At 43.0% G+C, this 23,827-nt stretch carries 22 protein-coding genes; 13 read left to right on the top strand and 9 right to left on the bottom strand.

The genetic code is table 11. The annotated features are described in order from the left end of the window. The first annotated feature begins 56 nt into the window (after positions 1 to 56). Positions 57 to 926 carry a DUF7281 domain-containing protein gene (locus tag V8Z93_RS00395; RefSeq protein ID WP_439432038.1) on the top strand — a complete coding sequence of 290 codons (870 nt, stop codon included), beginning with the start codon at positions 57 to 59 and terminating at the stop codon, positions 924 to 926. A 24-nt stretch (positions 927 to 950) separates the two neighbouring features. Here V8Z93_RS00395 and V8Z93_RS00390 read toward each other — a convergent pair whose 3' ends face one another. Beyond that, positions 951 to 1,484, bottom strand: coding sequence for a nitroreductase family protein (locus tag V8Z93_RS00390; RefSeq protein WP_439432037.1), 534 nt, complete (start codon positions 1,482 to 1,484; stop codon positions 951 to 953). A 100-nt stretch (positions 1,485 to 1,584) separates the two neighbouring features. Continuing rightward, positions 1,585 to 2,250, bottom strand: coding sequence for a hypothetical protein (locus V8Z93_RS00385; RefSeq protein ID WP_203051014.1), 666 nt, complete (start codon positions 2,248 to 2,250; stop codon positions 1,585 to 1,587). Between the two features lie 295 nt (positions 2,251 to 2,545). Between V8Z93_RS00385 and V8Z93_RS00380 the strand changes: the two genes are divergently transcribed. The 4 genes from V8Z93_RS00380 (at position 2,546) to V8Z93_RS00365 (ending at position 4,540) form a co-directional block, all read left to right on the top strand. Next, positions 2,546 to 3,178 carry a nitroreductase family protein gene (locus tag V8Z93_RS00380; RefSeq protein WP_287613615.1) on the top strand — a complete coding sequence of 211 codons (633 nt, stop codon included), beginning with the start codon at positions 2,546 to 2,548 and terminating at the stop codon, positions 3,176 to 3,178. 183 nt (positions 3,179 to 3,361) lie between these two features. Further along, entirely contained in the window at positions 3,362 to 3,841 is a 480-nt protein-coding gene (locus V8Z93_RS00375; RefSeq protein ID WP_439432036.1) for a helix-turn-helix domain-containing protein, read from the top strand. Next, positions 3,838 to 4,329: a DUF3990 domain-containing protein gene (locus tag V8Z93_RS00370; RefSeq protein ID WP_203040729.1), complete on the top strand. Its 492-nt coding sequence runs from the start codon at positions 3,838 to 3,840 to the stop codon at positions 4,327 to 4,329. The genes V8Z93_RS00375 and V8Z93_RS00370 overlap by 4 nt, the downstream gene beginning before the upstream one ends. Then, the gene (locus V8Z93_RS00365) at positions 4,310 to 4,540 is read left to right on the top strand and encodes a hypothetical protein (RefSeq protein ID WP_287889235.1); all 231 of its coding nucleotides are present in this window, start codon (positions 4,310 to 4,312) and stop codon (positions 4,538 to 4,540) included. Before V8Z93_RS00370 ends, V8Z93_RS00365 begins: the two co-directional genes overlap by 20 nt. A gap of 183 nt (positions 4,541 to 4,723) precedes the next feature. Here V8Z93_RS00365 and V8Z93_RS00360 read toward each other — a convergent pair whose 3' ends face one another. Together V8Z93_RS00360 and V8Z93_RS00355 are read right to left on the bottom strand one after the other, a co-directional pair. Further along, complete coding sequence (locus V8Z93_RS00360) at positions 4,724 to 6,253, bottom strand: hypothetical protein (protein WP_439432035.1); 1,530 nt, start codon at positions 6,251 to 6,253, stop codon at positions 4,724 to 4,726. Between the two features lie 299 nt (positions 6,254 to 6,552). Next, positions 6,553 to 9,369: a TonB-dependent receptor domain-containing protein gene (locus V8Z93_RS00355; RefSeq protein WP_439432034.1), complete on the bottom strand. Its 2,817-nt coding sequence runs from the start codon at positions 9,367 to 9,369 to the stop codon at positions 6,553 to 6,555. A gap of 480 nt (positions 9,370 to 9,849) precedes the next feature. Here V8Z93_RS00355 and V8Z93_RS00350 point away from each other — a divergent pair, with 480 nt between their 5' ends. The 3 genes from V8Z93_RS00350 to V8Z93_RS00340 all read left to right on the top strand — a co-directional run bounded on the left by V8Z93_RS00350 (position 9,850) and on the right by V8Z93_RS00340 (position 12,472). Then, the gene (locus V8Z93_RS00350; RefSeq protein ID WP_217761936.1) at positions 9,850 to 10,569 is read left to right on the top strand and encodes a DUF6088 family protein; all 720 of its coding nucleotides are present in this window, start codon (positions 9,850 to 9,852) and stop codon (positions 10,567 to 10,569) included. Further along, positions 10,566 to 11,540, top strand: coding sequence for a nucleotidyl transferase AbiEii/AbiGii toxin family protein (locus V8Z93_RS00345; RefSeq protein ID WP_439432033.1), 975 nt, complete (start codon positions 10,566 to 10,568; stop codon positions 11,538 to 11,540). Before V8Z93_RS00350 ends, V8Z93_RS00345 begins: the two co-directional genes overlap by 4 nt. 110 nt (positions 11,541 to 11,650) lie before the next feature. Continuing rightward, complete coding sequence (locus V8Z93_RS00340; protein WP_439432032.1) at positions 11,651 to 12,472, top strand: carboxypeptidase-like regulatory domain-containing protein; 822 nt, start codon at positions 11,651 to 11,653, stop codon at positions 12,470 to 12,472. Between the two features lie 309 nt (positions 12,473 to 12,781). Here V8Z93_RS00340 and V8Z93_RS00335 read toward each other — a convergent pair whose 3' ends face one another. Beyond that, complete coding sequence (locus tag V8Z93_RS00335) at positions 12,782 to 13,915, bottom strand: AAA family ATPase (protein WP_439432031.1); 1,134 nt, start codon at positions 13,913 to 13,915, stop codon at positions 12,782 to 12,784. Between the two features lie 224 nt (positions 13,916 to 14,139). On the opposite strand from V8Z93_RS00335, the gene V8Z93_RS00330 reads away from it, so the two are divergent. The 5 genes from V8Z93_RS00330 (at position 14,140) to V8Z93_RS00310 (ending at position 18,198) form a co-directional block, all read left to right on the top strand. Further along, positions 14,140 to 14,457 (top strand): helix-turn-helix domain-containing protein, encoded by a 318-nt coding sequence (locus V8Z93_RS00330; RefSeq protein ID WP_006848442.1) that lies wholly within the window; start codon positions 14,140 to 14,142, stop codon positions 14,455 to 14,457. Next, positions 14,447 to 15,703, top strand: coding sequence for a type II toxin-antitoxin system HipA family toxin (locus V8Z93_RS00325; RefSeq protein WP_439432030.1), 1,257 nt, complete (start codon positions 14,447 to 14,449; stop codon positions 15,701 to 15,703). The genes V8Z93_RS00330 and V8Z93_RS00325 overlap by 11 nt, the downstream gene beginning before the upstream one ends. A gap of 231 nt (positions 15,704 to 15,934) precedes the next feature. After that, complete coding sequence (locus V8Z93_RS00320; RefSeq protein ID WP_439432029.1) at positions 15,935 to 16,300, top strand: hypothetical protein; 366 nt, start codon at positions 15,935 to 15,937, stop codon at positions 16,298 to 16,300. A 374-nt stretch (positions 16,301 to 16,674) separates the two neighbouring features. Continuing rightward, a complete protein-coding gene (locus V8Z93_RS00315) occupies positions 16,675 to 17,493 on the top strand; it encodes a hypothetical protein (RefSeq protein WP_439432028.1) in 819 nt (272 codons plus the stop codon). Between the two features lie 36 nt (positions 17,494 to 17,529). Beyond that, complete coding sequence (locus tag V8Z93_RS00310; protein WP_439432027.1) at positions 17,530 to 18,198, top strand: hypothetical protein; 669 nt, start codon at positions 17,530 to 17,532, stop codon at positions 18,196 to 18,198. Positions 18,199 to 18,344: 146 nt separating this feature from the next. Here the strand turns inward: V8Z93_RS00310 and V8Z93_RS00305 are convergent, their stop codons facing one another. The 4 genes from V8Z93_RS00305 to V8Z93_RS00290 form a co-directional block, all read right to left on the bottom strand. Next, the gene (locus V8Z93_RS00305) at positions 18,345 to 18,560 is read right to left on the bottom strand and encodes a hypothetical protein (RefSeq protein ID WP_203051498.1); all 216 of its coding nucleotides are present in this window, start codon (positions 18,558 to 18,560) and stop codon (positions 18,345 to 18,347) included. 306 nt (positions 18,561 to 18,866) lie between these two features. Continuing rightward, complete coding sequence (locus V8Z93_RS00300) at positions 18,867 to 19,997, bottom strand: PepSY-associated TM helix domain-containing protein (RefSeq protein ID WP_439432026.1); 1,131 nt, start codon at positions 19,995 to 19,997, stop codon at positions 18,867 to 18,869. 42 nt (positions 19,998 to 20,039) lie between these two features. Continuing rightward, complete coding sequence (locus V8Z93_RS00295) at positions 20,040 to 21,269, bottom strand: DUF4374 domain-containing protein (RefSeq protein WP_439432025.1); 1,230 nt, start codon at positions 21,267 to 21,269, stop codon at positions 20,040 to 20,042. A 33-nt stretch (positions 21,270 to 21,302) separates the two neighbouring features. After that, on the bottom strand, positions 21,303 to 23,417 hold the full coding sequence (locus V8Z93_RS00290) for a TonB-dependent receptor (RefSeq protein ID WP_439432870.1): 2,115 nt from the start codon (positions 23,415 to 23,417) through the stop codon (positions 21,303 to 21,305). Positions 23,418 to 23,827: the final 410 nt, after the last annotated feature.

Below are 23,827 nucleotides of genomic sequence, written 5' to 3'. Positions count from 1 at the left end.
GGGTATGGAAATATCGGCTGATATGATATACTGAATAAAATGAAATACTGGATGATATGGAAAAGTTAGGATTGGGCGATGCCCGACAGATATTGGCAATGTTGAAGGGTGAGGAGATAGCTTCGTCGAAGCTGTCTCCTCGCCTCACGGCTTTGCTGAGGCAGGAAGGGCTCCTGATGTTGAAGAACAATGGCAGTAGATGCAAATATCGCATAGCCGAGGCCATGCGAGAGGGTTGCCGTACCTTGTTATCGCAGGAGTTTGGCTTGAAATGTTCTTTAGAAGAATGGATTTCCGCCTCTTCCTCTATGCAGACGAGGGCAGATATGGTTAGGATGGTGGGTGATTCCAAGGCTAAGAAGGTGAATACATTTCGTGGTTTTCTGGTAGATTGCTATGTTCAGATAGATGCTATGCTTGATGGAAAGCCATTCATACTTCATCCGATGGAGGGCAGTTCCGTTTTCATCAATCAGCCGGATCGTTTCGAGATACCGGAAGACGTGATAGTTGTGGGTATGGAGAATGCTGAGAATTTCATGCAGATTCGGTTGCAGCGTTGGCTTTTCGATGCCCTGTTTCCTGGCAGGCAACTCCTGTTTGTCTGCCGTTATCCACAGGAAAACCTGGAGCATCTCAGGTCATGGCTTCTCCGCATACCCAATCATTACATTCATTTCGGCGATTTCGATTTAGCAGGAGTTCATATCTATCTTTCAGAGTTTTATGCCTATCTGGGTAATCGGTCTTCCTTCCTGGTGCCATCTGATATCGAGGAAAGATTGGCCGAAGGCAATGCCGCGCTTTACAATCAGCAATATGCCAGATTCAGGAATATGGCAGTAACGGATGTACGCCTTCAGCCGCTGGTCAATATGATTCATCATTATCGCAGGGGATATGAGCAGGAGGGGTATATAAGATGATAGGGATATGAATCCTGATGGAGATTATTCTTGATAATAATTATAGGATACATTCTCCTCTTTCCACTTATCCTTTGCTGCCACCTGATTCTTCGGATATCCGATGATGAGGGTGTTGAGCGGAATCATCGTCTTGGACAGATGCAGCAGTTGCTGCATTCCCTCGTATCGTTCTTTCAGGGGATAGAGGGCTGTCCATACTCCGCCAAGTCCCAGGCCGTGAGCCATCAGCAGGATGTTCTCCGTGGCTGCCGAACAGTCTTGAATCCAGAACTCCTGCTCTGTGCCTTCCAGCGTCTTGTCAAGGCATCCGCAAACCACGATGGCGAGCGGTGCCTGCTTCACCATGCTGGCATAAGGGCTGAACTGTGGTATCTGGTCGAGAATCTCCCGGTCGTTGATAACCACAAAATGCCAAGGCTGCTTGTTGCATGCCGATGGAGCCGCCATGCCGGCACGCAGCATCATCTCCACCTTCTCCGGCTCTACAGGCATATCTGTATAGCTTCTCACCGATGTACGGCTCATAATATTTTCAAAAATCTGATTCTTTTCCATCGTTTTGCTGCATTTCTAATTTTATCTTATGCGGCATTATTTATCAAGAAACGCCGCATATTTTGCGGCAAAGATACGAAAAAAACGCCGCATCACCAAATTATTTCGTTTTTATCGCCCGATACATCATGTAGTAGGCGTATATATAAGCCGATGTCGTTGTTATCATACTGATGAGATTCATGCAGGTGAAGGCTGCCTGCCGGGTGTTACCTGCCAGATAAAACACTGCAACTGGGAGTATATTCGAGCATATCAGCCATATCATGAAAACCAGGATAAGGGCTATGCCCAGTTTGCGCATGTTACCTCTGTGCTTGCTGTACAGATGGCAGCCGGCTATCAGGGAAGCGATGACGGAAATCAATCCCATAGTGCTTTGTATCCAGGTGAGAATCGTTGCCGTGGGGGTTATCTGTCCGTCCTGCATCATCGTTACAAAGTTGAACTTGAAGCATTGTCCCAGGATAAATGAGAGTATATAGTAAAGCACCATAACCTCGGTGCAGCGCCGTAGCAATTTGACGCCTGCTGGTAGCGTGAAGCGGAATATTCCCCATAAAGCTATAGGGGCAAGCTGCAAGACCAGTTGCTTGATGGTAACCAGGATGGGACTTAATGGAATCAGGATGGGACTTGTTCTGAAGGATAAGCCCGCTTGTCTGCAAACAGAAAATGCCAGCGAAAACAATGCGAAAATGCAATATGCATACATGGCATATTGTGCAATGCGATTTATATCTATAGAATAACTTTTTCTTTCCATAATTCTACGTTTGATGATTTTATAAACAGCTTATCTTGCATAAAGCCATTGCAAAGATACGAAGTTTTTGGGAAATTCTAGCAAAATAGGTGGAAAATGTTTGGCTATGATATATACTTGTTAAAAGAATGGCGGAGAGACCGATAAAAACTCTTAAAAATCATAACGTATCTTCTTGAATACAAGTATTTGTTGCTATCTTTGCACGGTATATACTAATAACGCTACGTGGATAAATACTAATAGCGCTACATGGGTATATACTAATAGGAATATAAGTTTAATCATGAATCATATGAAGAAGTTTTTTTTAGGATTGGCAGCAGCACTGATGTTGACTGCCTGCAACGAGAACAGACAGCCGGAGGCAACGACCAGCGTTGACTCTGCAAGTGTGGTAACCGATTTGATGATGAGTCGCAGAAGCATCCGTGCTTACAAGGATTCCGTCATCAGCCGCGATACCCTGAACGAGATTCTGAAATGCGGCATTCATGCACCAAACGGGCAGAACCTGCAGTCGTACGAAATCAGAGTGATAGATTCTCCTGCACTCATCGATTCGATAACCCAAGCCGTGGTAAAGGATAATCCGAAGATAGCTGAGCGCAAGGGCTTCAAGAACATCTTCGTGAATGCTCCATGTGTGGTTTGCATCGCCTACGATACGACTTATGATATGGCGCAGATTGATTGCGGTTTGCTTGGGGAGAACATCATTCTTGCAGCATGGTCAAAGGGCATCGGCTCCTGCTGCCTGGGCAGTTCAGCCCGTTGGATATTGGATTCGCCGTCAGCCAAGCCTTATCTCGACCGCATGGCATTCTCTAAGAATTACAAGCTGCTCTACTGCATCGCCCTGGGTTATCCTGACGAATCGCCGGAGGCAAAGCCAAGACGCCAGGATATGATTAAGTTCATGGATTAGGATAATAAAATGTAGGTTGACGTCCTGTTTTAGGACGTCAACGTCTGAAGATAGATATTCATCTTTTTGAAACATGTAGGCAAAATATGAAATATCTTCTTCAAGTTCTTTTTATACAACTTTAAGTTAAAAAAGTTGCTCGTTTGGGAAACTTTGGCTATTTTTGCTCCAAAAAGAACAGATATGAAAAAGAAATTCGATAATACGGATAATATCCTGGGTGGCATAGTGAAAAAAGTTCGTCAGGAAAAAGGGCTATCGCAAGAGGCTCTTGGAGAATATGTAGGGTTGGGCAAAAGCAGCATCAGTAAGATTGAGAGTGGCAAGACTAATATTTCTATAGATGATGCTTCCGTCCTTCTGGAAGCTATGGGTGAGAAACTGAGTGTACATATAGACAGTCAGTATCCGCCAGCAGAGACTATGATGAAGGCAACAATCTTTGTCACAGTTGCAGCTTGCTGGTTTGCAGAGGACAAGAAAATTACCAAACAGAAAGCTTTCAACTTCCTCCAAAAGAATCAAGGCATCAGATTTTTGGAGGAGAATTGGGAAATAGAGCAGACACTGCCAAGGGAACAGATCATAGAGGATTTGACTTGTATCTGCAATAACCATATTGCAAAAGCTAAGAAAAAGGAAAGGAGGGTAATGGCGTCATGAGATTGCTGCATGGAAGTTATACAGAGATTCTTACTCCTAATCTCACCAAATGCAAAGGGAAAAACGATTTTGGCAAAGGATTCTATCTCACTCCAAATTGGAAAAGAGCTTGGCAAATGGGCAAACGCAGCACTTTTCTTCATGGAGGAAAAATTACAGTCAATGCGTTTCTGTTTTATCCTAATATAGGTGAGAAAAAAGGACTTCAAATTAAAATCTTTGAAGGATTCACTACGGAATGGGCAAAGTTCATTCTCCAAAACAGGGAAGAAAGCGGATTCAAGCATGACTACGATATTGTTATTGGACCCGTAGCAGATGCCTTCATTGATCAAGAAATAAAAAACTATATACGCCAATGCGGGGAAGCTTATCTTGATGAAAGCAACTTGAGTATTCTGGTTTCCAGAATATCCCAATTTGGACTTAGCTATATACAATATTGCTTTTGTACACAAAAGGCTATTAATGAACTCATTAAAGATTGAGAATATGGGGAATAAGTATAATTATGAAAACGTATTAGGTGAAATTGCTTGTTATATAGCAAAAGAATGTAACCTTACTCCGAGCGAAGCAATTGGTGTGGTAATGAACGATGAATGCACAGATGCTGTTATTGAAGAAATTCAAAAATCAGACAGGATAGATATAGAAGCTTTGGCCTCTCGTTACTTGACGGAGGAGCTTTGCTCGTAATAACCAAAGAGGTTATGTCATAAGTGATACAACCTCTTTCCCTCCATGATACACAACAAAAAAAAGCATGGCGCAAATCGCTGCGCCATGCTCCAATAAAAGAAAACCTTATAGTCAAAATAGAAATTAGCGATTTCTAGTACTTATTCCGGTACTAATACTTATTCTAGTACTTAGCGATTTCTAGTACTTCGCATTCTGAGGATCAAAGTTGGTCCAACCGCTCATCCAGTTGTTGCTGCCATCGAAGGCTCCGATGTAAGTCACGGTGTCGAAACCTGTCCAGCCAGCGAAACTTGCAGCTCCAAGCAATGGACTTCCTGCGATAGGAGTATAGCCATCTGTGCCAACCAATGAAGCCCAATTGTCAAAATACTTGTTGCTTGGCTCTGAGAAGAAGAAGGTGTTGCTGTATGACTTCTGATTCTTGTCGAGATCCTTCTTGTTCGCTGCATCGTAGAGATAATCCTCATACTTCTTGTTGGCATCAGTACCAACGGCATCCATACCTGCGAAATATACATTCTGAAGCTTGAATTTGCCTTCCTTGGCATCCTTTACGGTATTTCCCTTCTCACCATCGATAATCAAACCGATAGGCCAGCCTAAGGCTACCGAGTTGATGCAGTTGAGGTTAGAAGAACGGCGAATCTGCATGGCTGACTGGAACTTGCCGAGGGCTGAACCGTTGTTTGGATTGTATGCTCCGGCATTGATGTAATCGGTGGTGTTCTGGAACTTATCATCCAATACCTTAGGACCTACGAAGGTGATGTTAGAGAAAGTAGCCTTGGTGCGAGGGTCCACGGTAGCACCATCGGCACAGTTGTCGCTCTCGAAACCGTTGCTCTGAGAGGTATCGGCTATCTTGCTGTCGCGCAGTGAAAGACCATACTGCACCTTGCCTGAGAAACCGTTATCGGTATCGAAATCATCATCCCAACCCTTGTAGGCTACGAGATACTTGCAGTTCACGGTACCACCAAACCACTCGAAGGAATCATCATTGGAATAAGATACCTGAACGTGGTCTATCTGTGTGCCGGAACCTACAGAACCGAAGGTCAAACCGTTGATCTCCTTATCCTTCTGGAATGGATAACCGGCAAACTCGATGCGCACATAGCTTAAAGTACCAGAATTATCTGCATCATCTGCGCCACCATGCTTGGTACGAGGACCACCCTCTATCTGCTGCTCAGTCTGGTTGTTCTTAGCCTTACCGCAGAGAATGATGCCACCCCAGTCGCCAGGCTTTCTGCTGCCGGCAGCCTCTTCAGATGTAAAGACGATAGGCTCTGTGGCTGTACCCTTGGCGATGAGTTTACCGCCACGCTCTGCGATGAGTGCCGCCTTGGTCTGCTTGTCGCCCTTGATGATGGTTCCCGGTTCGATGGTGAGCTCAGCACCTTCTGCAATATATACCCATCCTTTGAGGAGATAAGTGCCTTTCTTCAAAGTCTGCTTGCCTGTGAAGACGAACTCCTGGTCGCCGTTGCCAATCTGTGTACCGCTGGCGTTTTCCTTGTCATCTGTTCCGAAGAGAATGTGGTCGCAAGCCTTCAAGCCGCCATTGGTTGTCCACTTGTAAACTACTTCTGGTCCTGGATTTGGAGAAGGAGTTGGATCGTCATTGTCACTGCTGCAGCTGCTCAACATGGCAGATGCTGCGAGGATGCCCATGCATCCATAGAAATACATCTTGTTCATCATTGTTTCTCGTTTTATTAAACAAACATCTAATTATTCTTATTATTTAAAACTCAAGTTTCGCAAGTGAGCTCCACACGCCCTGAAAGGGCAGAAGCTCCTAGCCCAGGGCAGCGCCCTGGGTAATCATGGACGCAAGTTTGTCGCCCTGTAAGGGCAAAAGCTTCAAAAGAATCAGGCAATTTACAAAGCTTTTGCCCTTACAGGGCGCCTTGTTGATTGCTATTATACCCAGGGCGATGCCCTGGGCTAGGAGCTTTTGGGCCTTCAGCCCGTACTTGAACCACTTGCGAAACTTCAATTTAAAATTTATAGATTGCCTGCAAACCGATGTTTCTGCCCGGCTTGTAGCATCTTGCTATTTCTTCTACTTCCTTCTTGCTTCCGTCGCTATACGTTACATCAGCAAACTGCTTGTAATATATCTTTTCTGCAAGAAGATCTCTTACATTGAGCTTCAGCTCCAGATGGTCTCCGAATTTCTTTGCCAGCGAGAAGTCGATGGTGTTGCGAGGCATCTCGTAGCTGTGAGGCACTCGGGAATTGGAGTCATCGCCTGTGCTCCCTTCGCTTCTGCCCACACCGATGATTCGCTTGCCTATGCGGTTGTAGAGCAGGGCGATATCCATCTTCAATGGCTCATTCTTATAGAAGATGCCGGTGTTGATAAGATATGGCGACTGACCCTGCATCGGTCTGTCTTCCTCTTTCGAACCCTTCTCAAACTGTACCTTGCTCTTAATCAAGGCACCATTAAACGACCAGCTGAAATCCTTCAATCCTATGAAACCGAGATTCTTTCTGATATCCAGTTCCACACCATAGTTGTTGGCACTCTTTGCATTCTTGTAAGAGTAAATCAAGTCTGTGCCGCCAGCCACCGTGTAGGTCCACTCGATAGGAGAATCGAAGTGCTTGTAGAAGACTGCCAGCGAAATGAGCTCTCCACGGGATGGATACCACTCATATCGCAAGTCGAGGTTATCGACATAACAGTTCTTCAACTCAGTGTTTCCCTGCACATTGCTGGCAAGGTCGAAGTCGTAATACACCGACGACGATACTTCACGGAATTCCGGGCGGTTAATACTGCGGCCATACGACAGTCGCACCTGGTGCTGGTCGCTGATCTTATATGTTGTATTGAGAGATGGAAAAACATCATCTGTCTTGTAATGACGGCTCGATTCACTCTTCTCGTAGTCACGGGAATTGGAGATGAGTTCCATATCATTATGCTCGAAGCGGACACCGGCGTGGATGCCGAGTTTGCCAAAGGGGAGAGACATCGCCAGGTATCCGGCGCCTAAGGTGTTGTGTCCGCGGTAGTTATTGCGCATCTGCTTTTCCTCCAGAAGATACAGCTTGTCGTAACCCATGTTTGCCTCGCTGGAGAGCAGGGTAGGGATGTCGCTGTGGCGGAAGTCGGATGGCATGTTGTTAGCTGAAACATTCCAGTTGTAGATGAAGTTGCGGGTCTGGTATTCTCGGCTGCGATACTCCCCATAGGCACCCACTTGCAAGTCTGGCTCAAAGTTGCCAAACTTGAAGTGGTGCTTGTCATTTACACCAAGTGAGAGAATGTGTTCGTCGAGCTGAGTCCACTCGCGGGATATGTCGTTGCCGGTGCTCAGGGCATAAACGCCCGATTCAAGAGCATCGTCGATGAGGTATCTACGACGGTCAGGCAAATGGCGGTTGGCATACGCATACCCGATGCTCCAGTCAAGGGCGTCGCTAGTGAAGGTGTGCTTGCCGGTAAGCTGACCGTTATATGTAGTTCTACTACGGTAGTAATACTCTGCGCTTCGCTCCAAATTCGACTGGGCGCTCACGCCATCACGCCAGGTATATCGGCTGGTAGCCAACTGGTTGAAGATGTTCTTGAGCTGATACTTGTGGTTGCCGTCCTTGGAAAGGAAGGTGAAGTTGAGTATTGCTCCGAGTCTCACGTTATTATTATACTGGTCGTCAAGAGAGTGACGAAGATAGTTCGGCTTGTCGTTTGCCGCATCATAGATGCCATAGAGGTTGTTCTCCATGTTCTCGTAGGTGCGGTATTCGTTAGTATAGTTCAAGGCAGCGAGCATGCCGAGTGTTCTTCCGCCGAGCATCCAGCGCTGGTTCAGGCTGGCCGCCAGTTTCAAGTCGCCCAAAGGCTTCTTGTTCTTGATGAGCCAATCATTGTTGAATCCGTTGCCCAGGAGCGAAGTAGCATAATCGCCCACCGGTTTTCCGTTGGCATCGAACTGCGGATTCAAGTCAGCATGGATGCCCCCATTCAGGTTTCTCAAGCCATTGTCGAACCCTAGGAAATCGGTTCCGGAACCTTTTGAGTAAGAAAAGTCCTTGAAGGCAGAAGATGTATTCCAGTTTCCGCCCACGGCGATGTTGAAACTGTTTTCTGCCGGAATCTCCTTGGTGTTGACGATGATGAAACCGCCTGAGTAATCGGCAGGATATTCAGCCGTTGGCGACTTCACAATGGTGAGGTTGTCAATCTGCGAACTTGGGATGATGTCGAAGGAGAATGCCCTGGAATCAGCCTCAGAACTAGGCACTGCTCCTCCGTTCACCCACACATTGTTATAACGCTGCGACAAACCACGAACCATCACGAATTTATCGTCGATGAGGCTCACGCCTGGCACTCGGCGTATCACCTCACCCGCATTCGTATCCTGCGTTCTGGATATTTCCTGTGCCGAAACATTGCTCACGATGACGGGACTGTTTTTGGCCACCTGTATCATTGCCGCATCCGTATTACGCCTTTCCACTGCGGTAACGGTCACCTCCTTCAGCTGCTGTTCATCAGGTTGCAGCGCAATCACCTGGTCTGCGTCCTTCGCCTGAACCCCGTCAATTTTTTGAGTCTTATATCCTACATAATTAATATATAGTGTATATGTCTTTTCTTTATCCAATCCATCAATCTGGAAGTTTCCGTCGATGTTGGTGATAGCCTTCACGTTGGTTCCATCCACAGTGACGACTGCACCGATGAGTGTCTCTTTCGATTTCTGGTCGATCACGACACCCTTAATCTGTTGCGCCCACGTTGGCATGCTAGCCGCCGAGAGCAATCCTAATACAATAATTCCCCTTTTAGCATTCATAACCTATATCATTTGATTTCGGTTGCAAAGGTACGGTGGTTATATTACACTGGGGTTGCGATGAGGTTGAAAGGCATTGACGAAGCTGCGACAATGGTGTTACGGGCGGAAATCTGTTGCCTTTTTCGGGAATTTGAATCTTGAAAAACTGACATTAATACGTTGATTTTGTGAGAAATGTATCTTTTTGATATGCAAAACGGTAATATATATATGCTGCTCATCCATCGTCCTCAGGATGGTGAGATTGATTATACTTTGCTGCCGCAGTAAAGCAAGTTTTTTGGAAAATGTAGATATATTATGGATTATCCCGATAGGCATGTTGTTGCCTATCGGGATGATTGTTTTTGTATATAACGAATGAAACAATAGTGATGTAATGGGATAAAAAAGTTTAAATAAACGCAAAAAAGTCAAGTTTTTGACGTAAAAAACAAGACTTTTTATTATCTTTGCAATCGAAAAAAGAAACGTAATATGGTTATAACAAGACAGATAAAAGAAAAATTGTCATCAACTCCTGCTGGAGTTGTACTGACAACACGAGACTTTGGTGTGGAGATGCGGTATCAGCCTGCACTCGCCAAGGCCCTCAGCCGTCTTGTGCTCCAAGGCGAATTGCAGAAGATAGCTAAGGGGAAATACTATATCCCTAAGAAAACAATATTTGGAACGCTGAAACCTTCCGACTCAGAACTCGTAAAAGACTTTCTGGAGCAAGATGGAAAAATAGTTGGTTACATAACAGGAACAGCTGCATTTGCATCTATGGGACTTACCACTCAGATAAGTTCATCTATATTAATAGGTACCAACAAATATCGTCGCCCTACCATCCGAAATGGTGTGAAGGTTTCTTTCCTCTTGCAGGAAAATATTATCACTTCAAGCAATATCCCATTGCTTAGGATACTGGATGCGTTGCGCTTGATAAAGGAAATTCCAGCAACATCACCCGATGAATGTGTAACGAACATCTGCAAGGCAATTGAAGTACTTTCGCAGGAAGAAAAGCAAGAACTTGCAGAATTGTCCTTGGCATACACCCCTTATGTAAGGGCTTTGCTTGGAGCTATATATGAAAATATGGAGCTTGATACACAGGTTATCAGTAGTACACTGAATGGAGTAACGAGCTATAAACTCCCTATCTCTGATAAAGTATTGTCAAACAAAAGAAACTGGAATATCATATGAGATTACATGAAAATTGGGAACTGTTCTCTGATGCATTGCAGGCTGCATCCCAACCGCTAGAAGAAGGCGGGCTTGGCATCAAGAGTATTTTTGTAGAGAAAGATTATTGGATTTGCCGTTCCTTGTCTTTGATGGCAGCTAACGACAAAGACAATCGTGCCATATTCAAAGGAGGAACTAGTCTTACAAAGGCGTACGGTATCGGCAATCGGTTTTCTGAGGATATTGATATTGCCATCTCCGAAGCATGGACTCTCAGCGGAAATCAGTTGAAGATGCTAATCAAGAGAACCGCCAAGAGTATGACGGAAGGATTGCAGGAAATAAATATGCCCGGTTTTACAAGCAAGGGATCTCATTATCACAAGGCATACTATTCTTATCCACGAGCCGTTGATACATTACAGGTTGGTGCAATCAAGGCCGGTCAATTACTTGTTGAAATCAACTCTTTTGCTAATCCATATCCGTTCCAAAAATGTAAACTGCAAAGTTTTCTGACAGAGTTTTTGCAGAAGACAGGCAATGAAAAATTGGTAGAAGAGTACGAAATGCATCCGTTTGAGGTGAATGTCCTAGATAGGCGTCGAACTTTGACGGAAAAATTAGTATCCCTGCTTCGCTGTTCTTTGGCAGACAATTATATGCCAGAATTGGCAGCCAAGATACGCCATTTCTATGATTTGCATTTTCTGTTGAATGATAAGGAGACCCGAACTTATCTTGAAAGTGATGCATTTAAGGCTGACTTTGCCAATTTGTTTGTTCAAGATCAGCAAAGATTTGATAAGCCGGAAGGATGGCGAGAGAAGGATGTCATGGATTCTCCTATCATCAAAAATCTGCATCCTGTATGGTCTACATTGAGCAATGTTTATGCAAGAGAATTACCTGACCTTGCATATAAAGAGATTCCAACCATTGAGAGTATAGAGGAGAGTATAAGACAATTGCTTCTGTATCTGAAATAGCAGTATCTTAGTACTTATTTTGAGAGCAAGATTTACGCTGCTATATTTAAATCATGATTCAGTATATATAAGCATAAAATAATTTCTAATAAAATTTTAAAGCTATGAATATGAGGAGATTTATATTTTTTCTGATTGTCTGCGAGTTCTTTTCTTTGGCATGTATTGCTGCAAATAAGACTATAAAAGGACATATTGTAGATGAATTTGGTAAGAACGTTGAATTCGCTAGCGTATATGTAGATAGTATTTATGCGGTATCTGACAAGGAAGGAAATTTCTCTCTGGTGGTGCCCGATGGCATGAAACAGGAACTTGTGATTAGTCATATCAGTTATCAGACCAGTAAAATTCCTTATGATGTATATAGCAAAAAGACTTCGCTGCAACTTACGTTGAAAGAAAAGACTTGTGATTTGTCAGATATAACAGTCGTTTCTGGTAAAAAGCAGGAAAGCATTCTAGGAAAGGGAGTTCGGGCACCAGGTGATGTTGCATTTCATAACGTTAGAAACACGAAATATGAAACGGGACCCTTATTTGTTGTAAATAAAGACTATTATGTGAAAACAGCTAAGTTGCGAGTACAAAAATGTACTTTTGTTTCATGCACAATTCGTTTAATCATTTATGAAGTAAAGGGAACAAATTTTGTGCCTGTACAGCATCGACCTTTGTATGTCCGATTATCCGAAATTTCAGATAAGAAGGATTTATCTGTTTGGATAGAAGAACCGTTGAAGCTGGAGCGCAATCATAAATATTATATAGGTGTAGCTGTTATGGCAAGTAGCGGTAATGGCGAAATTCATTTTCCTGCTTATTTCAAGAAGGGCTGCGTAAGAAATCTGTGTACAGATAGGAAAAAGAATTTGCCAGTAACCTTGGGCGTTTCTCTTTATGGTATATTTGCAAAGCAAAGGCGAAGCTAAGAACATAGTCTTTGGCACTATTCTTTCTCTGTTGAGGAGCATTGGATTCCTGCAGGAAGCAGAGAAACTCTTGCCGCCACTGCCGATGCTGCCTAGCCAAGTGAAGAAAATGAATGAAAAGAAGGAAAGGGTAAGGCATGAAAGATAATGTTGTGCAGGTGATTCTCTGCCTGACCATTGGGGAAATGTGGACTTCCAGAAATGGATGGAAGCCAATCATCTATTTTAAGGAAAAATAAGAAAGAATACGAAAAGATTATCCGAAACAGAAGCATTGGCAGCTATCTGTTTCGGATTTTTTTGCAATGATTAATTTCCAGCGCAGTTCTTCCTCAACCACATCCCGAAGAAGCGGTCGTAGATGATATAGCTGCCATTGTACTTGTAGATGAATTCTCTATTGATCAGCGTCTTGAGAGCAAGACTCACGCTGCTGGCAGCAGGCAAGTTGTGGCGGCTGATGAAATCCTGCGAAAGAATGGAGGTGACAGCCTTATCCTGGGCAATGGCAGATAGAAGGGCAGCCTGATTATCTGTAAGGGAATCGTAGTAATTCACGAATGCTACTTCCTGCTCGTTCACCAGTTCCAAAGTTACATCATCAATTTCCGCTGTCGTTATTTCTTTTCCGTTCTGATAGAGTCGGTTCAGAATATCCTGAATATACCAGGTTTGACCATCCACCTTATTATATAGATAGGCAAAGATGTCAGGATCCATGGTCAGATTCCGGGTTCCCATCCATCTGTTGGCAAAATGATGATACTCATCCTGGTTGATGAGAGGAAGGTTGAGAATTTGCGAACTCTGATAGAATGGGCGCTTTGCCGACAGGAACATATCGGTCATCATGTGCTGCTTACTGCCTGCAAAGATGAAATATACATTTGGCAAGAACTGGATGTAGGAGCGCAGCAGGGCCTCTGTGCCATCTTCGGGATATTCGGCTATCTGCTGAAACTCGTCAATGGCAATATAGATTCGTTTTTCCGATTGTTTCAGATACTCGAAGATATGTTTGAGAGAATCCTCGCTCTGGCTTGGTGAAACCGTAATCGAGAACGTAGGGATTCCCGTCATTTCATCAAACGACATCGTAGGCTTGTAGCCGGCAAAGAAGGTGGTAATCTTGCGCATGGCAGTTTGCGAGAAAGTATCAACCTTCCCGATAACCGTCTTTGCCAATAATAGGATGAATTGGCTCAGATTTCTTGTGGCATTGATGTCGAGATAGAAACAATGCGTTTCAGGCTCCTGCTTGCTGATGTTCTCAAAGACATGGTGTATGAGTCCCGTCTTTCCGATGCGTCGAGGAGAGATGAGCACGATGTTGCGCTCATTCTGCAAAGCCTTCATGATGACTTCCGTCTCTTTTTTGCGGTCGCAGAAGTATTCTGCTCCCTTATATCCGTAGATAACAAATGGGTTATTCAGCTGTTCCATAACGTTTTATATCTATTCCATGTTTTATGTTACATATTTTATGAAATGCAAAGATACTACTTTTTATGTAACTATCGCCACTTCTTTTCCTAATAATTTTTAAAACTTGCATTTTGCCTATTTTTACTCCTTTATCTCTTTATTATTTCTTTCTAATAACTAAAGATATTTAAATATTTAACCCGATATTTGGCGATAAATAAAGAAATAACTATATTTGCAGCATGATTACGGAATATGGTATAGAGGCAAAGTCTAATTCTGAGATTATATCTGAATTAGGAGGACGATTCAAGCAATATCGTCTGTTCAGCAATCTCACTCAGAAAGAGGTGGCTGTAAAGGCTGGTGTGAGCATTTTCACCATTAGCCAGTTTGAAAAAGGCGAAGCTAAGAACATAGGCTTTGGCACTATTCTTTCTCTGTTGAGGAGCATTGGATTCCTGCAGGAAGCAGAGAAACTCTTGCCGCCACTGCCGATGCTGCCTAGCCAAGTGAAGAAAATGAATGAAAAGAAGGAAAGGGTAAGACATGAAAGATAATGTTGTACAGGTGAATTTGTGGGATAAGAATGTGGGCTTGTTGTCTTGGGATGACAAGCGCAGCTGCTCTGTCTTCCAATTCGACAAGGATTTTATGCAATATGGATGGAATATTGCACCATTGGTAGCACCGTTGGATTCTGTTTATGTTCAAAGAACTTTCCCTATGTCAGGGAATAGAGAAAAACTTTATGCCGGTTTGCCTGAGTTCATAGCAGATTCTCTGCCTGACCATTGGGGAAATGTGGTCTTCCAGAAATGGATGGAAGCCAATCATCTGCAATCCAAAATGGTAAATGCAGTGGATAGACTGTCTTTTATCGGTAAGAGAGCAATGGGTGCCTTGGAATTTCAACCTGCTCATATCCAGGAGGATGCATCTGTAAATATCGAGTTGGCTTCACTTTATGAACTTGCCAATAAGATATTTCTGGACAGGCAGGATGTGAACATTGATATGAGCAACAGTCTTATTATGGAAGATTTGTACAAGGTGGGAACTTCCGCTGGCGGTCAGCGTCCTAAGGCGATTATCGGTATGGATGAAACTACAGGTATTATTCGTTCAGGTCAAGCCGATTTGCCAACCAACTTTAAGCACTATATATTGAAGTTTGATACAAGCAGGAAAAATGAACTTCCTTTTACTAGGGTAGAGATGGCTTATTATCTGATGGCCAAGGATGCCGGTATCAACATGATGCCTTCTCGTTTGGTAGAGATTGAAGGAACCCAGAATTTTCTGACCCAACGCTTTGATAGAGTGGAGGGTAGAAAAATATATACTCAGACTTTGGCTGCCATGAGTTCCTTGGCTGATACTTACGAAGATTTGTTTGTTGTGGGTAGAAAACTGAATTTGTCTGCTGAAGAGCAGAGTCAGCAATATAGGAGAATGGTGTTTAATGTACTTGCAGAAAATGTAGATGACCATACCAAGAACTTCTCATTTGTGATGTATCCCAACGGAGAATGGCATATATCGCCAGCTTACGACATCGTGTTTTCCGCCGATCCTGATTCGCATTTCTATCGTAACCATGAACTTACGGTTCTTGGCAAGCGAAAGAATATAACGAAGCAGGATTTGATGCTTTTTGCACAAAGACAGGATATCAGAAATGCTTCTAGTATCATAGAAGAAGTGGAAGACGTAGTGATGAACTTCAAGTCTTATGCAGAGAAAGTGGAAATCGATGAGCACTGGATACGCAAAATAGAACGGGTTTTGGAAGAAAACCGTTAAATGATGTACAAAAGTAAGAATAACATGCCTGATATGATATATGCTGCCTTATCATTCTGAAGGTAAGTGACTGGTTAAAATAGGTATCCATAGCCATCAAAAATACTACGCAGAAGAATAATTTCTCAATCTGTGAAACCAACTTTCATAGGTACATCTTAATTTTGCATCCAAAAATGAATGTATTAATGTTGTATGATGATGGTTAAGCAAATATCAGATAAAAAAGATGTGGAGCAGATAGATTTGCTCCAGGCCTTTGAGATAATCGTAGAAAAGGCAAAAGGGTCTTCTCTCGGAGAAGAGTTTTATCAGAAAGCAGAACCGTATCTTGGTTTTGTTTCTGATAAACTGTGTATCTCCAAGCGAGCAAGTGTTATCATGGCCCTCTTTGCCGACCGGTGTTATGATACCCATATCCGGTTTTCTGATTTGACGGAATTCCTGGATTGCAGAATCCTGACATTGCTCAGATATTCCAACGAAACTCAGGAACTTATCGATAAGGAATATGTTTGTCAGAATCGGATTGAAGGACTCAGCTATAGTTCCTTCGCTGAGATCAGAATCCTTCCATCTGCTTTGGATTTCTCTTAATGTGATGCCGCCCCTTTTTCTTGCCCGATGGATGGTTTCCACGAGCCAGACATATTTGTTCAATTGATTGATAGCCATATTCTGTTTCTTTAATTTGGGTGCAAAGATAATGGAAAAGTAGGAAAATATGTTGCATAAGATAGATTTATTTCATGCAGATTTCAATTATTTCATCGTTTTGCGAAAAAAAACGAACCTGTGCAGTCAATTTTCATATTTTATTTGTAATTTTGCCATGTCATTCAGAGTTTTGCTATTCTATTCATGCAGCACTAAGATTAGAGGTATTTCTGATATGGCATAATCCTAGGCAGTTTTTTGCAGCTTGGGTGTTTGTAGAATATAAATTATAGTGTTGCGAAGTTAGATAAAATATGGAAAATATTTTAGAATATAATAAGTGGGAAGATAAGCTATGGGCTTTGTACAATAGTATTTTTAAGGATGCTTCATATACGATTAGAGATGGAGTCATTTTCCCTGATAAGTATGCTTCAACTCCGTTCAAAGTGATGATAATGAACCGAGAGGCTTATGATGAGAAATCGTATAGTCTCAATCAAGATGGTATTGCAAAAGAGATTGGAGAAGGAATTATTCCTTTCAAAGACCAGATAACATTACGTAGTCATCTGCGTCAATATCTTAGTTTGATTCATCTATTGTCAAATAAAGGTTTTAATGAAGTTTCAGAGAAAGAGGTAATAGACTTTGTAAACCAATCTGACAATGATGATTTTGCGTATTACCTTTCTAATGCAGCTTATATCAATATTAAAAAATCTGATGGTAAAAAATGCTCTGTGCGAAGTGACTTAAAGGAGTATGCTAAGAAAGGAATTGATGTGTTGAAAGAGCAGATTCGATTCTGTAACCCTTCTGTTATCTTGGGTGGTGATGTGTGCTACAACATAATTGACAATCTGTTTGAATGGGGAGAGGTGCTTTATGGTGGAGACGGCTATAACCCGGTAAAGATATATGAGTTGGTGATAGATGGTAAATCATATCCATTTATAGATATGTTCCACCCGTCAAGAACTCAAAACTATAAGGACGGTGACGAAACAGAAAGTATGTCTATGTATTTTCTTGAATTATTCAAAGGTATGATTAGTGTTGAGAAAGCACGTCCTGGATATTGGAGTAGTCATATGAACAATAAATGTTTTGAGACGAGTGCCTTAAAGTAATAATAGTTCATCTTAATAGTGATAATGAGTCTTCTCATGAAAGAAATCGTATTTGATTCTTTGCTGCTGATAGCTGCTGACGATGTTAGTCAGCAAGCTATCAATCAGCTTCGCTCAGATGGAATATGTTCCATCGAGAACCGTTCTTGTACACTTATCAATATGATACTGGTATCTACTGCCGAAGGAGCAGAACATGTTCATCAGGTATTGGAGAACCACGAACGTGCCAGAAAGAATGTAGTCGTAAAAATGACTCCGGAACTCTGCATCAAGGATGAATCCGATATCGACTCTATCTTGTCTTTCCTGCCAGAGCCTGGTTGTAATCCATACATGGAGTTGAAGCACTTCTTGCAAGTGTACCATGAGAATGTGGAGATTCATGGTATGGCAGGCTTTGATTTCAGAAGTTTCTCCGATATCATCAGAGGAAAGAATGTGGTATCTGTCTATTCTTATGAATATCAAGACGACATAGCTGAGGCTCTCAGCCATCTGAAGTCAGTCAATCTAAAAGACAATGGCAAATATCTTCTGTCGTTTACAGTAGGTAAGTATGATGAGAAGACTCTATCCAAGCATTTGGCTTCACTCAATGAATACATGGATACCTTCCCCGAAGAGAGCAGCCTCTACTGGACATACAGAGAAGCAACTCCTCAAAAAGTAACTTTGTTTGCTTCTATATCTTCAGAGCAATAAAAGGAAACGTTGATGGAAGAAAAATTCCCTCCGTAAGTATATTAGCTTCATCGTCTATCGAAGTTAGCTTCATCAGGCACCGAAACTATTTTCGATGCCTGATGAAGCTAACTTCGTTTTTGGGGGCTGAGTCGTTGCGAATACCATCAAAGCTGCGTAATGTTTCTTCTGATCCACAACTTGAAGAACGGGTCGTTGAAGGATACGAAATCCCCATCCGCATCTATGAAATCTCTAGCTATCAACGCCTTCTTGATGCTTTGCACATTTGCAGAGCTTTCCAGGTGCTTAGCGTCGTCTATGCGGTCGGTGAAATATTCATCTTCCACAGCTCTACCGAATTCAAAGGGATTTTCTATCATAATCGTTTCCTTCTTCATCATTTAATGTTGAATGTAAAGATAGTAATAATTTTTAAAGTAAGAAGTGTTTTAGTAAGAAGTATATTAGTAAGAACTTTATTACTAATTAACTTTTTACTAGTTATACGTAACTACTCAGTACCCCTATGAGCATGAGTAGTTACATTGGAGATTAGTATGTATTTAAGAGATGGATGCACCATTTGATGCTTTATCTTGTTAATGATTGAAGGCAGACATGGAGTATGATGGATATCCAAGTCTGCCTTCTATTTTTATGGGTGTATTTGCTTGATGTACATCTTCTTATCCTACTGGTTTCTTTTGGTTTTTCTTTCTTCTCCCCAGCAGGAAACCTGTAATAGGCAATGAAGCTGATGTAAGTGCAGCAAATAGCATGATGATTTTGCCTATCCATCCCAAGATGATGCCTTCATGTAGGTCCAAAGTGGCATGAATCAGTTTATCTGCTGGTGTGCCATCCTTGTATCTGCCAGCATATGGGCCTGTTCCTTTTAGCTCTTTGAGAGTATATTGGTCAAAGAAAAGATTGTCTTGTTTATAATAGGAACCTTTCTCATGTACCACACTCACTCTATAGCTTCCCTGGCTATCGGCAGGGAGTGCATAGTAGTATTGTACTGCGTTAGGACTCTCTTTTAGAATCTTGGCTTGCAGTAGGTCGATGCCTGCCGTTTTACTCTGGATATGGAGAGAATCGGATGGAGGTAAGGTGTATGCTTCCATCTGTTTTCCGCCAGAGGCCAGTTGGTAGATACCATGACTGAACCAATCTAAGCCGAAGATAAGGCCTGTGATACTTACCACTATTATTGGTAGGAGCATGTATATACCCAATACATTATGAAGATCATATACGAATCGTCTCCACTTGAATGGACGATGAAAGGCGAGACGTTTCTTCAGAAGATGTAACGTGATATGCTTTGGCATCCAGATGACCAATCCTGTGAGGAGAGTCAGGAAGAAAAGCAAGACTCCATAGCTAACCAAAGGTTTTCCGATGGTTCGAGGAAACCACATATACAGGTGTCCGTTCAAGATGAATCGGTAAAAGTCAAACTCATCGGTTCCTAAGTGGCTAGTATGGATTATCTTTCCGTCATAAGGGTTCAGATAAATGGTTGTCTGTCCCTTCTCTCCGAAGTAATCCACCCATACGGCTTCATCCTTTTCGCCTATGGTGATGGCGGAAGGACGCTCTTGGTGGCTTTGTGTGTTGGCAATCTCTATCAGCTTGGAAGGTTGGAGAAAAGGCTGATTCCTTGCCTCCACCTTTTTCCAAGGTTGATAGGTTGAGCTGATCTCATCCTTGAAGAGATAGATGGCCCCTGTTATGCTGACAACAAAGACGATGATTCCAGTGGCTAGACCTATCCATAAGTGGAGTAGGTAGCATAATCTTTTGATATTCATCCGTTCTTGATATATTTTTCCTATTTTCTGCTTTTCTGATGTTTATGGTAGTTTGAAAAAGCCTCCTACGAAAGATGTGGAGACACGAGCTCCTCTCTCGGCCTTGGCTGTGGCAATATCGGTTCTATAGATGTAGATGCCATCAGTTGTTGACACCGGCAAGAAAGCGTAGCCGTTTTCAATGAGGCAAGCGAATCTTCTGCCACCATTTCCATTGTGCACAGGGATTCCTTCCACGTCTTTTACTGTTTTGTTTTTGAGGTCGATGATGCAGCATTTTAGGCTTTTGTCGCCCCATCTGTCATTGGCGGTCTGAGGGGTGATGGTACTCACTTCCGCAAAGACGAGTCCATTGCCGATATATTGGATATGGGCAGGTTTTAGCCCACCTGTGGTCTGTTCGAAATCGAAGAAGTAGTCCTCGTCAAAGGTGGTGGATCCCTTCTTGATTCTCAGAAAGCCTGCATGCTTGGTACTTTGAGAGTATCCGTTGGAAATGGCAGAGTTGGACATCACGTAGAGGTTGTCTTCCTCATCCTTGACAAATCCATTGAAGGCGTTCCATGATCCACCAGGTCCCATTCGCGTGTCTTTCATCAGCTTGACAAACTTGAACTCTGGATATGAATATACCGCTACGAAGCAAGTGTCAGTATAAGCAGTCTCGAATGTTTTGCTGTTCATCGGTGTATAAGTAACATAGAGGTTGCTGCCACTATGTGCCATTCCCGTGATGCTTGGCCAGTCGAGATTATCTATTGGAGAAACAGAAGTCTTGCTGTTTTTGGAAGTGATGGCTGCCGTATGGGCATCTACCGTATAAAAAGTCAATTTGTTACCGCTTTCCTTATTGCTTGGCAGTTCCAGGGCCACCATCGTGTTCCCATCTATTTGGCAAAATCCATTGATGGAGTTGTTGAAAACGAATTCTCCTTGTTCCTTCAGAAGACCGTCGGAGCCTCTTACCACTCCTGTGGCGTTGGTTACTCCCAGTCCTCCGATGCAGAAGATGGTATTGCCGCCTTGCTGATAATCGTGATAGCCATTTTGCTCGATACCTTTACCTACAGCATTGATGGTTCCTTCCATCAAATTGTCTGTAGAAACCACGTAATAGGAGGTATTGCCACTGGAGGTTACGCCCAAGCTAAGCACGTAAGGGGCGTTTGGAATTTCTTGCTCGCCACTGAGGTCATCGTCGCATGATGACAGAGTGAGGGATGTCATGGCTATGGTGGCCATGAGCATGATGTTGCTATATATTTTTTTCATTGTCTAATCAAATTTCTTTTAATTCAATGGATGTTATTTGCTGATGTAATATCTGAACTTCATGTTGAATGTTCTGCCTGGTTTTTGCAAGCGATAGTTGTCATACAGTTTCTCGTTAGTGATGTCCGTGCATTCCAATATGACGCTGTATCTGCCATCTTTCATGCTGTAACCCAGAGATACATTGTGACTCAGCTGCTCTGGTATGACCTTCTTGGTGGCCTTGGCTCCCAGTCCGGTGAAGGAGAGATAGTAGCTATGGATATACTGTATGTCATAATTGAGGGAGAGGGTGTTGCCCTTCCACCCGAAATCAAAGAAATTGTAGTCAGCGTGTCCATTCATGAAGAGATATGGAATGTTTGGCAAGCGCTGTCCGAAGGTGATGTTCTCAGTGATACCATCGCCCACGTAGGTATTCTGTGATTTCTCAAACTCCAGCTTGTCCTTGATGTCTTGGTAGGTGAAATTTCCATTGATATGGAGATTTCTCTTGTAAGAATATCCCAGAGAGGCCTCTATACCACGCGTATGCACCTTGCCAATATTGTCATAACTGGTGGTAGGGTTGCTGGTCAAGCTCACTCCCTTCAAGATGAAGTCCTTGGTGTTTCTATAGATGTAGTTGACCTCTGCCTGCACTCTGTGAGGACCAAAGTTTTGGTCAAAGAGAAGGCCCGCATTGAAGTTGTTGCTACTCTCTGGTTTGAGGTCTGGGTTACTTTTCTGAACCATTCCGTCACCAAACATCTCCACGGTCTCTGGCATACGGAAGGCACGCTCAAAGGAAACCTTGGCTTGCAAAGAAGGTAAGATGTAATAAGTGGCAGCGGCTCCATAACCAAAGCGATGCTTTCTGTCAGACACCTTCTCCCATCGTTGGTTATCGGTGAACTGGTCCATCAGCTTATAGGTGGAGCTATAGAGTCGGTACATCTTACCGAAGATGTTGGCATTCCATCTTTGGAATCTCACCTGATAGCCCAAGCCTGTGATGTTTTTGGTGAGTTGCTGTGGTACATTGTTCATCTCATCGTCTGGGTACATCTTGTCATCGCTCTTTCTGCGCATGGCAGTGAATACATTGTTCAGAGTGACCGACTGGTGGTCATCTATGACGTAGTTCAGATTGGCATTGGCTTGCCACTGGCGTTCCTTGATGGTAGCATCGGTGAGGTAACCTTCACCAGCCGATGTACTGGTAACATATTCTCCCTTCCAGTTATACTTTCTGGCAAGCGTATCTACATTCTGGGTGTTCACGATATTGTACGTGCCATAAAGAGACAAAGACAGTCCTGGCAAGAACAAGTCATCTTTCTTGTACTTAATGCTTGGGATGATGGAGAAACTCTTGGTCTTTACACCACCATACACCGCATCCATTGTGGCTCCTGTTTGTACATTATTCTTGTCGGTGGATGCAATCAAGCCCAGGAGCAAGTAGTCTGCCCATGATTTGCCCACGATGCCGCTTTCCACCTTCAAACCGAATGAGTGGTAGCCATCATTGAATCTTTTCACCCATTCGTAGCCCTCTTGTTTGTTGGTGGAAAGGTTGACGATAGGTGCCCATACCTTATAGTTGTTGTCAGAGTAGTTGGCGAAGGCGTTGGCTCTGATGGTGAATCCTCCATGTGATGTATAAGCTCCATTGATAGAGAAGCGGTGCGTATTATAAGAACCGATGGAGTAGGTGGCATCCAGGTAGTTGGCATTTTTGCGTGACACGATGTTCACAGCTCCACCCAGTGCGTCAGAGCCGAGATATACTGGTAACACACCCTTATACACCTCGATTCTGTCAGCCATGTTTGCGGAGATATTGGCCAAGTTGAAGGAAGAGCCAAAGTTATCCATAGGAATGCCATCGATGAAGAACTTCACCTGGTTGCCAGAGAAGCCATTCAGGGAGAAGCTATAGTTGGAACCCAGTCCACCGTCTTCTCTAATCTTGACGCTCGTAACACTATTAAGAAGCTTGTTCAAGGGAGCCGCTGTCTGGTATTGTTTCTTTAAGTCCAAGACAGAGATTGCGTAAGCTTGCTCTTGCATTCTGCGTGCCTTTGATTTACCCACTACCTGAACTTCTTCAAGAAGGACAGAGTCTTTTCCTACCTGTGCATTCAGATTCGTGCTGATGGCCATTGATGAAAGAATGCACAGACCTATTTTTTTGTTCACTCTCATATTAATTTTTGTCTTTTTACCTTATTTTCTTTTGAGGGTGCAAAGGTACGGCTTCTATGAGGAATATGCAATACCTAAAAATAGTGATTTACAGTCCTCTTAAATTTAAGTATATTTTATTCGGAGTGCCCTAAAGGTAAAAAACTATCTGTTCACTTTCCTCTCCTATCCACTTGTACCTTATGACAATAATGCCAGCGAACGAGGGGGTGAGAATGATAAAGATAAAGCAGAAAGTCAGCGGATGCTTCCGTACCGATGAAGGTGCTGATGATTTTGCCAAGCTACATTCCATAGCGGAAACAGCCATGAAGAATGGAAACTCTAAATTCAATGCAATTCTTGCTGTCGTACAACAGCAAGACGAT

It is taken from the genome of Segatella copri, assembly GCF_051861805.1.
Taxonomy (GTDB): Bacteria; Bacteroidota; Bacteroidia; order Bacteroidales; family Bacteroidaceae; genus Prevotella; species Prevotella copri_M.
This window is presented reverse-complemented; position numbering and strand designations above follow the sequence as displayed.

Excerpts from the sequence above, each read along its gene's own strand:
- V8Z93_RS00395 (WP_439432038.1), top strand. The coding sequence starts at position 57 with ATGGAAAAGTTAGGATTGGGCGATGCCCGACAGATATTGGCAATGTTG.
- V8Z93_RS00390 (WP_439432037.1), bottom strand. The coding sequence starts at position 1,484 with ATGGAAAAGAATCAGATTTTTGAAAATATTATGAGCCGTACATCGGTG.
- V8Z93_RS00385 (WP_203051014.1), bottom strand. The coding sequence starts at position 2,250 with ATGGAAAGAAAAAGTTATTCTATAGATATAAATCGCATTGCACAATAT.
- V8Z93_RS00380 (WP_287613615.1), top strand. The coding sequence starts at position 2,546 with ATGAAGAAGTTTTTTTTAGGATTGGCAGCAGCACTGATGTTGACTGCC.
- V8Z93_RS00375 (WP_439432036.1), top strand. The coding sequence starts at position 3,362 with ATGAAAAAGAAATTCGATAATACGGATAATATCCTGGGTGGCATAGTG.
- V8Z93_RS00370 (WP_203040729.1), top strand. The coding sequence starts at position 3,838 with ATGAGATTGCTGCATGGAAGTTATACAGAGATTCTTACTCCTAATCTC.
- V8Z93_RS00365 (WP_287889235.1), top strand. The coding sequence starts at position 4,310 with ATGAACTCATTAAAGATTGAGAATATGGGGAATAAGTATAATTATGAA.
- V8Z93_RS00360 (WP_439432035.1), bottom strand. The coding sequence starts at position 6,253 with ATGATGAACAAGATGTATTTCTATGGATGCATGGGCATCCTCGCAGCA.
- V8Z93_RS00355 (WP_439432034.1), bottom strand. The coding sequence starts at position 9,369 with ATGAATGCTAAAAGGGGAATTATTGTATTAGGATTGCTCTCGGCGGCT.
- V8Z93_RS00350 (WP_217761936.1), top strand. The coding sequence starts at position 9,850 with ATGGTTATAACAAGACAGATAAAAGAAAAATTGTCATCAACTCCTGCT.
- V8Z93_RS00345 (WP_439432033.1), top strand. The coding sequence starts at position 10,566 with ATGAGATTACATGAAAATTGGGAACTGTTCTCTGATGCATTGCAGGCT.
- V8Z93_RS00340 (WP_439432032.1), top strand. The coding sequence starts at position 11,651 with ATGAGGAGATTTATATTTTTTCTGATTGTCTGCGAGTTCTTTTCTTTG.
- V8Z93_RS00335 (WP_439432031.1), bottom strand. The coding sequence starts at position 13,915 with ATGGAACAGCTGAATAACCCATTTGTTATCTACGGATATAAGGGAGCA.
- V8Z93_RS00330 (WP_006848442.1), top strand. The coding sequence starts at position 14,140 with ATGATTACGGAATATGGTATAGAGGCAAAGTCTAATTCTGAGATTATA.
- V8Z93_RS00325 (WP_439432030.1), top strand. The coding sequence starts at position 14,447 with ATGAAAGATAATGTTGTACAGGTGAATTTGTGGGATAAGAATGTGGGC.
- V8Z93_RS00315 (WP_439432028.1), top strand. The coding sequence starts at position 16,675 with ATGGAAAATATTTTAGAATATAATAAGTGGGAAGATAAGCTATGGGCT.
- V8Z93_RS00310 (WP_439432027.1), top strand. The coding sequence starts at position 17,530 with ATGAAAGAAATCGTATTTGATTCTTTGCTGCTGATAGCTGCTGACGAT.
- V8Z93_RS00305 (WP_203051498.1), bottom strand. The coding sequence starts at position 18,560 with ATGATAGAAAATCCCTTTGAATTCGGTAGAGCTGTGGAAGATGAATAT.
- V8Z93_RS00300 (WP_439432026.1), bottom strand. The coding sequence starts at position 19,997 with ATGAATATCAAAAGATTATGCTACCTACTCCACTTATGGATAGGTCTA.
- V8Z93_RS00295 (WP_439432025.1), bottom strand. The coding sequence starts at position 21,269 with ATGAAAAAAATATATAGCAACATCATGCTCATGGCCACCATAGCCATG.
- V8Z93_RS00290 (WP_439432870.1), bottom strand. The coding sequence starts at position 23,417 with ATGGCCATCAGCACGAATCTGAATGCACAGGTAGGAAAAGACTCTGTC.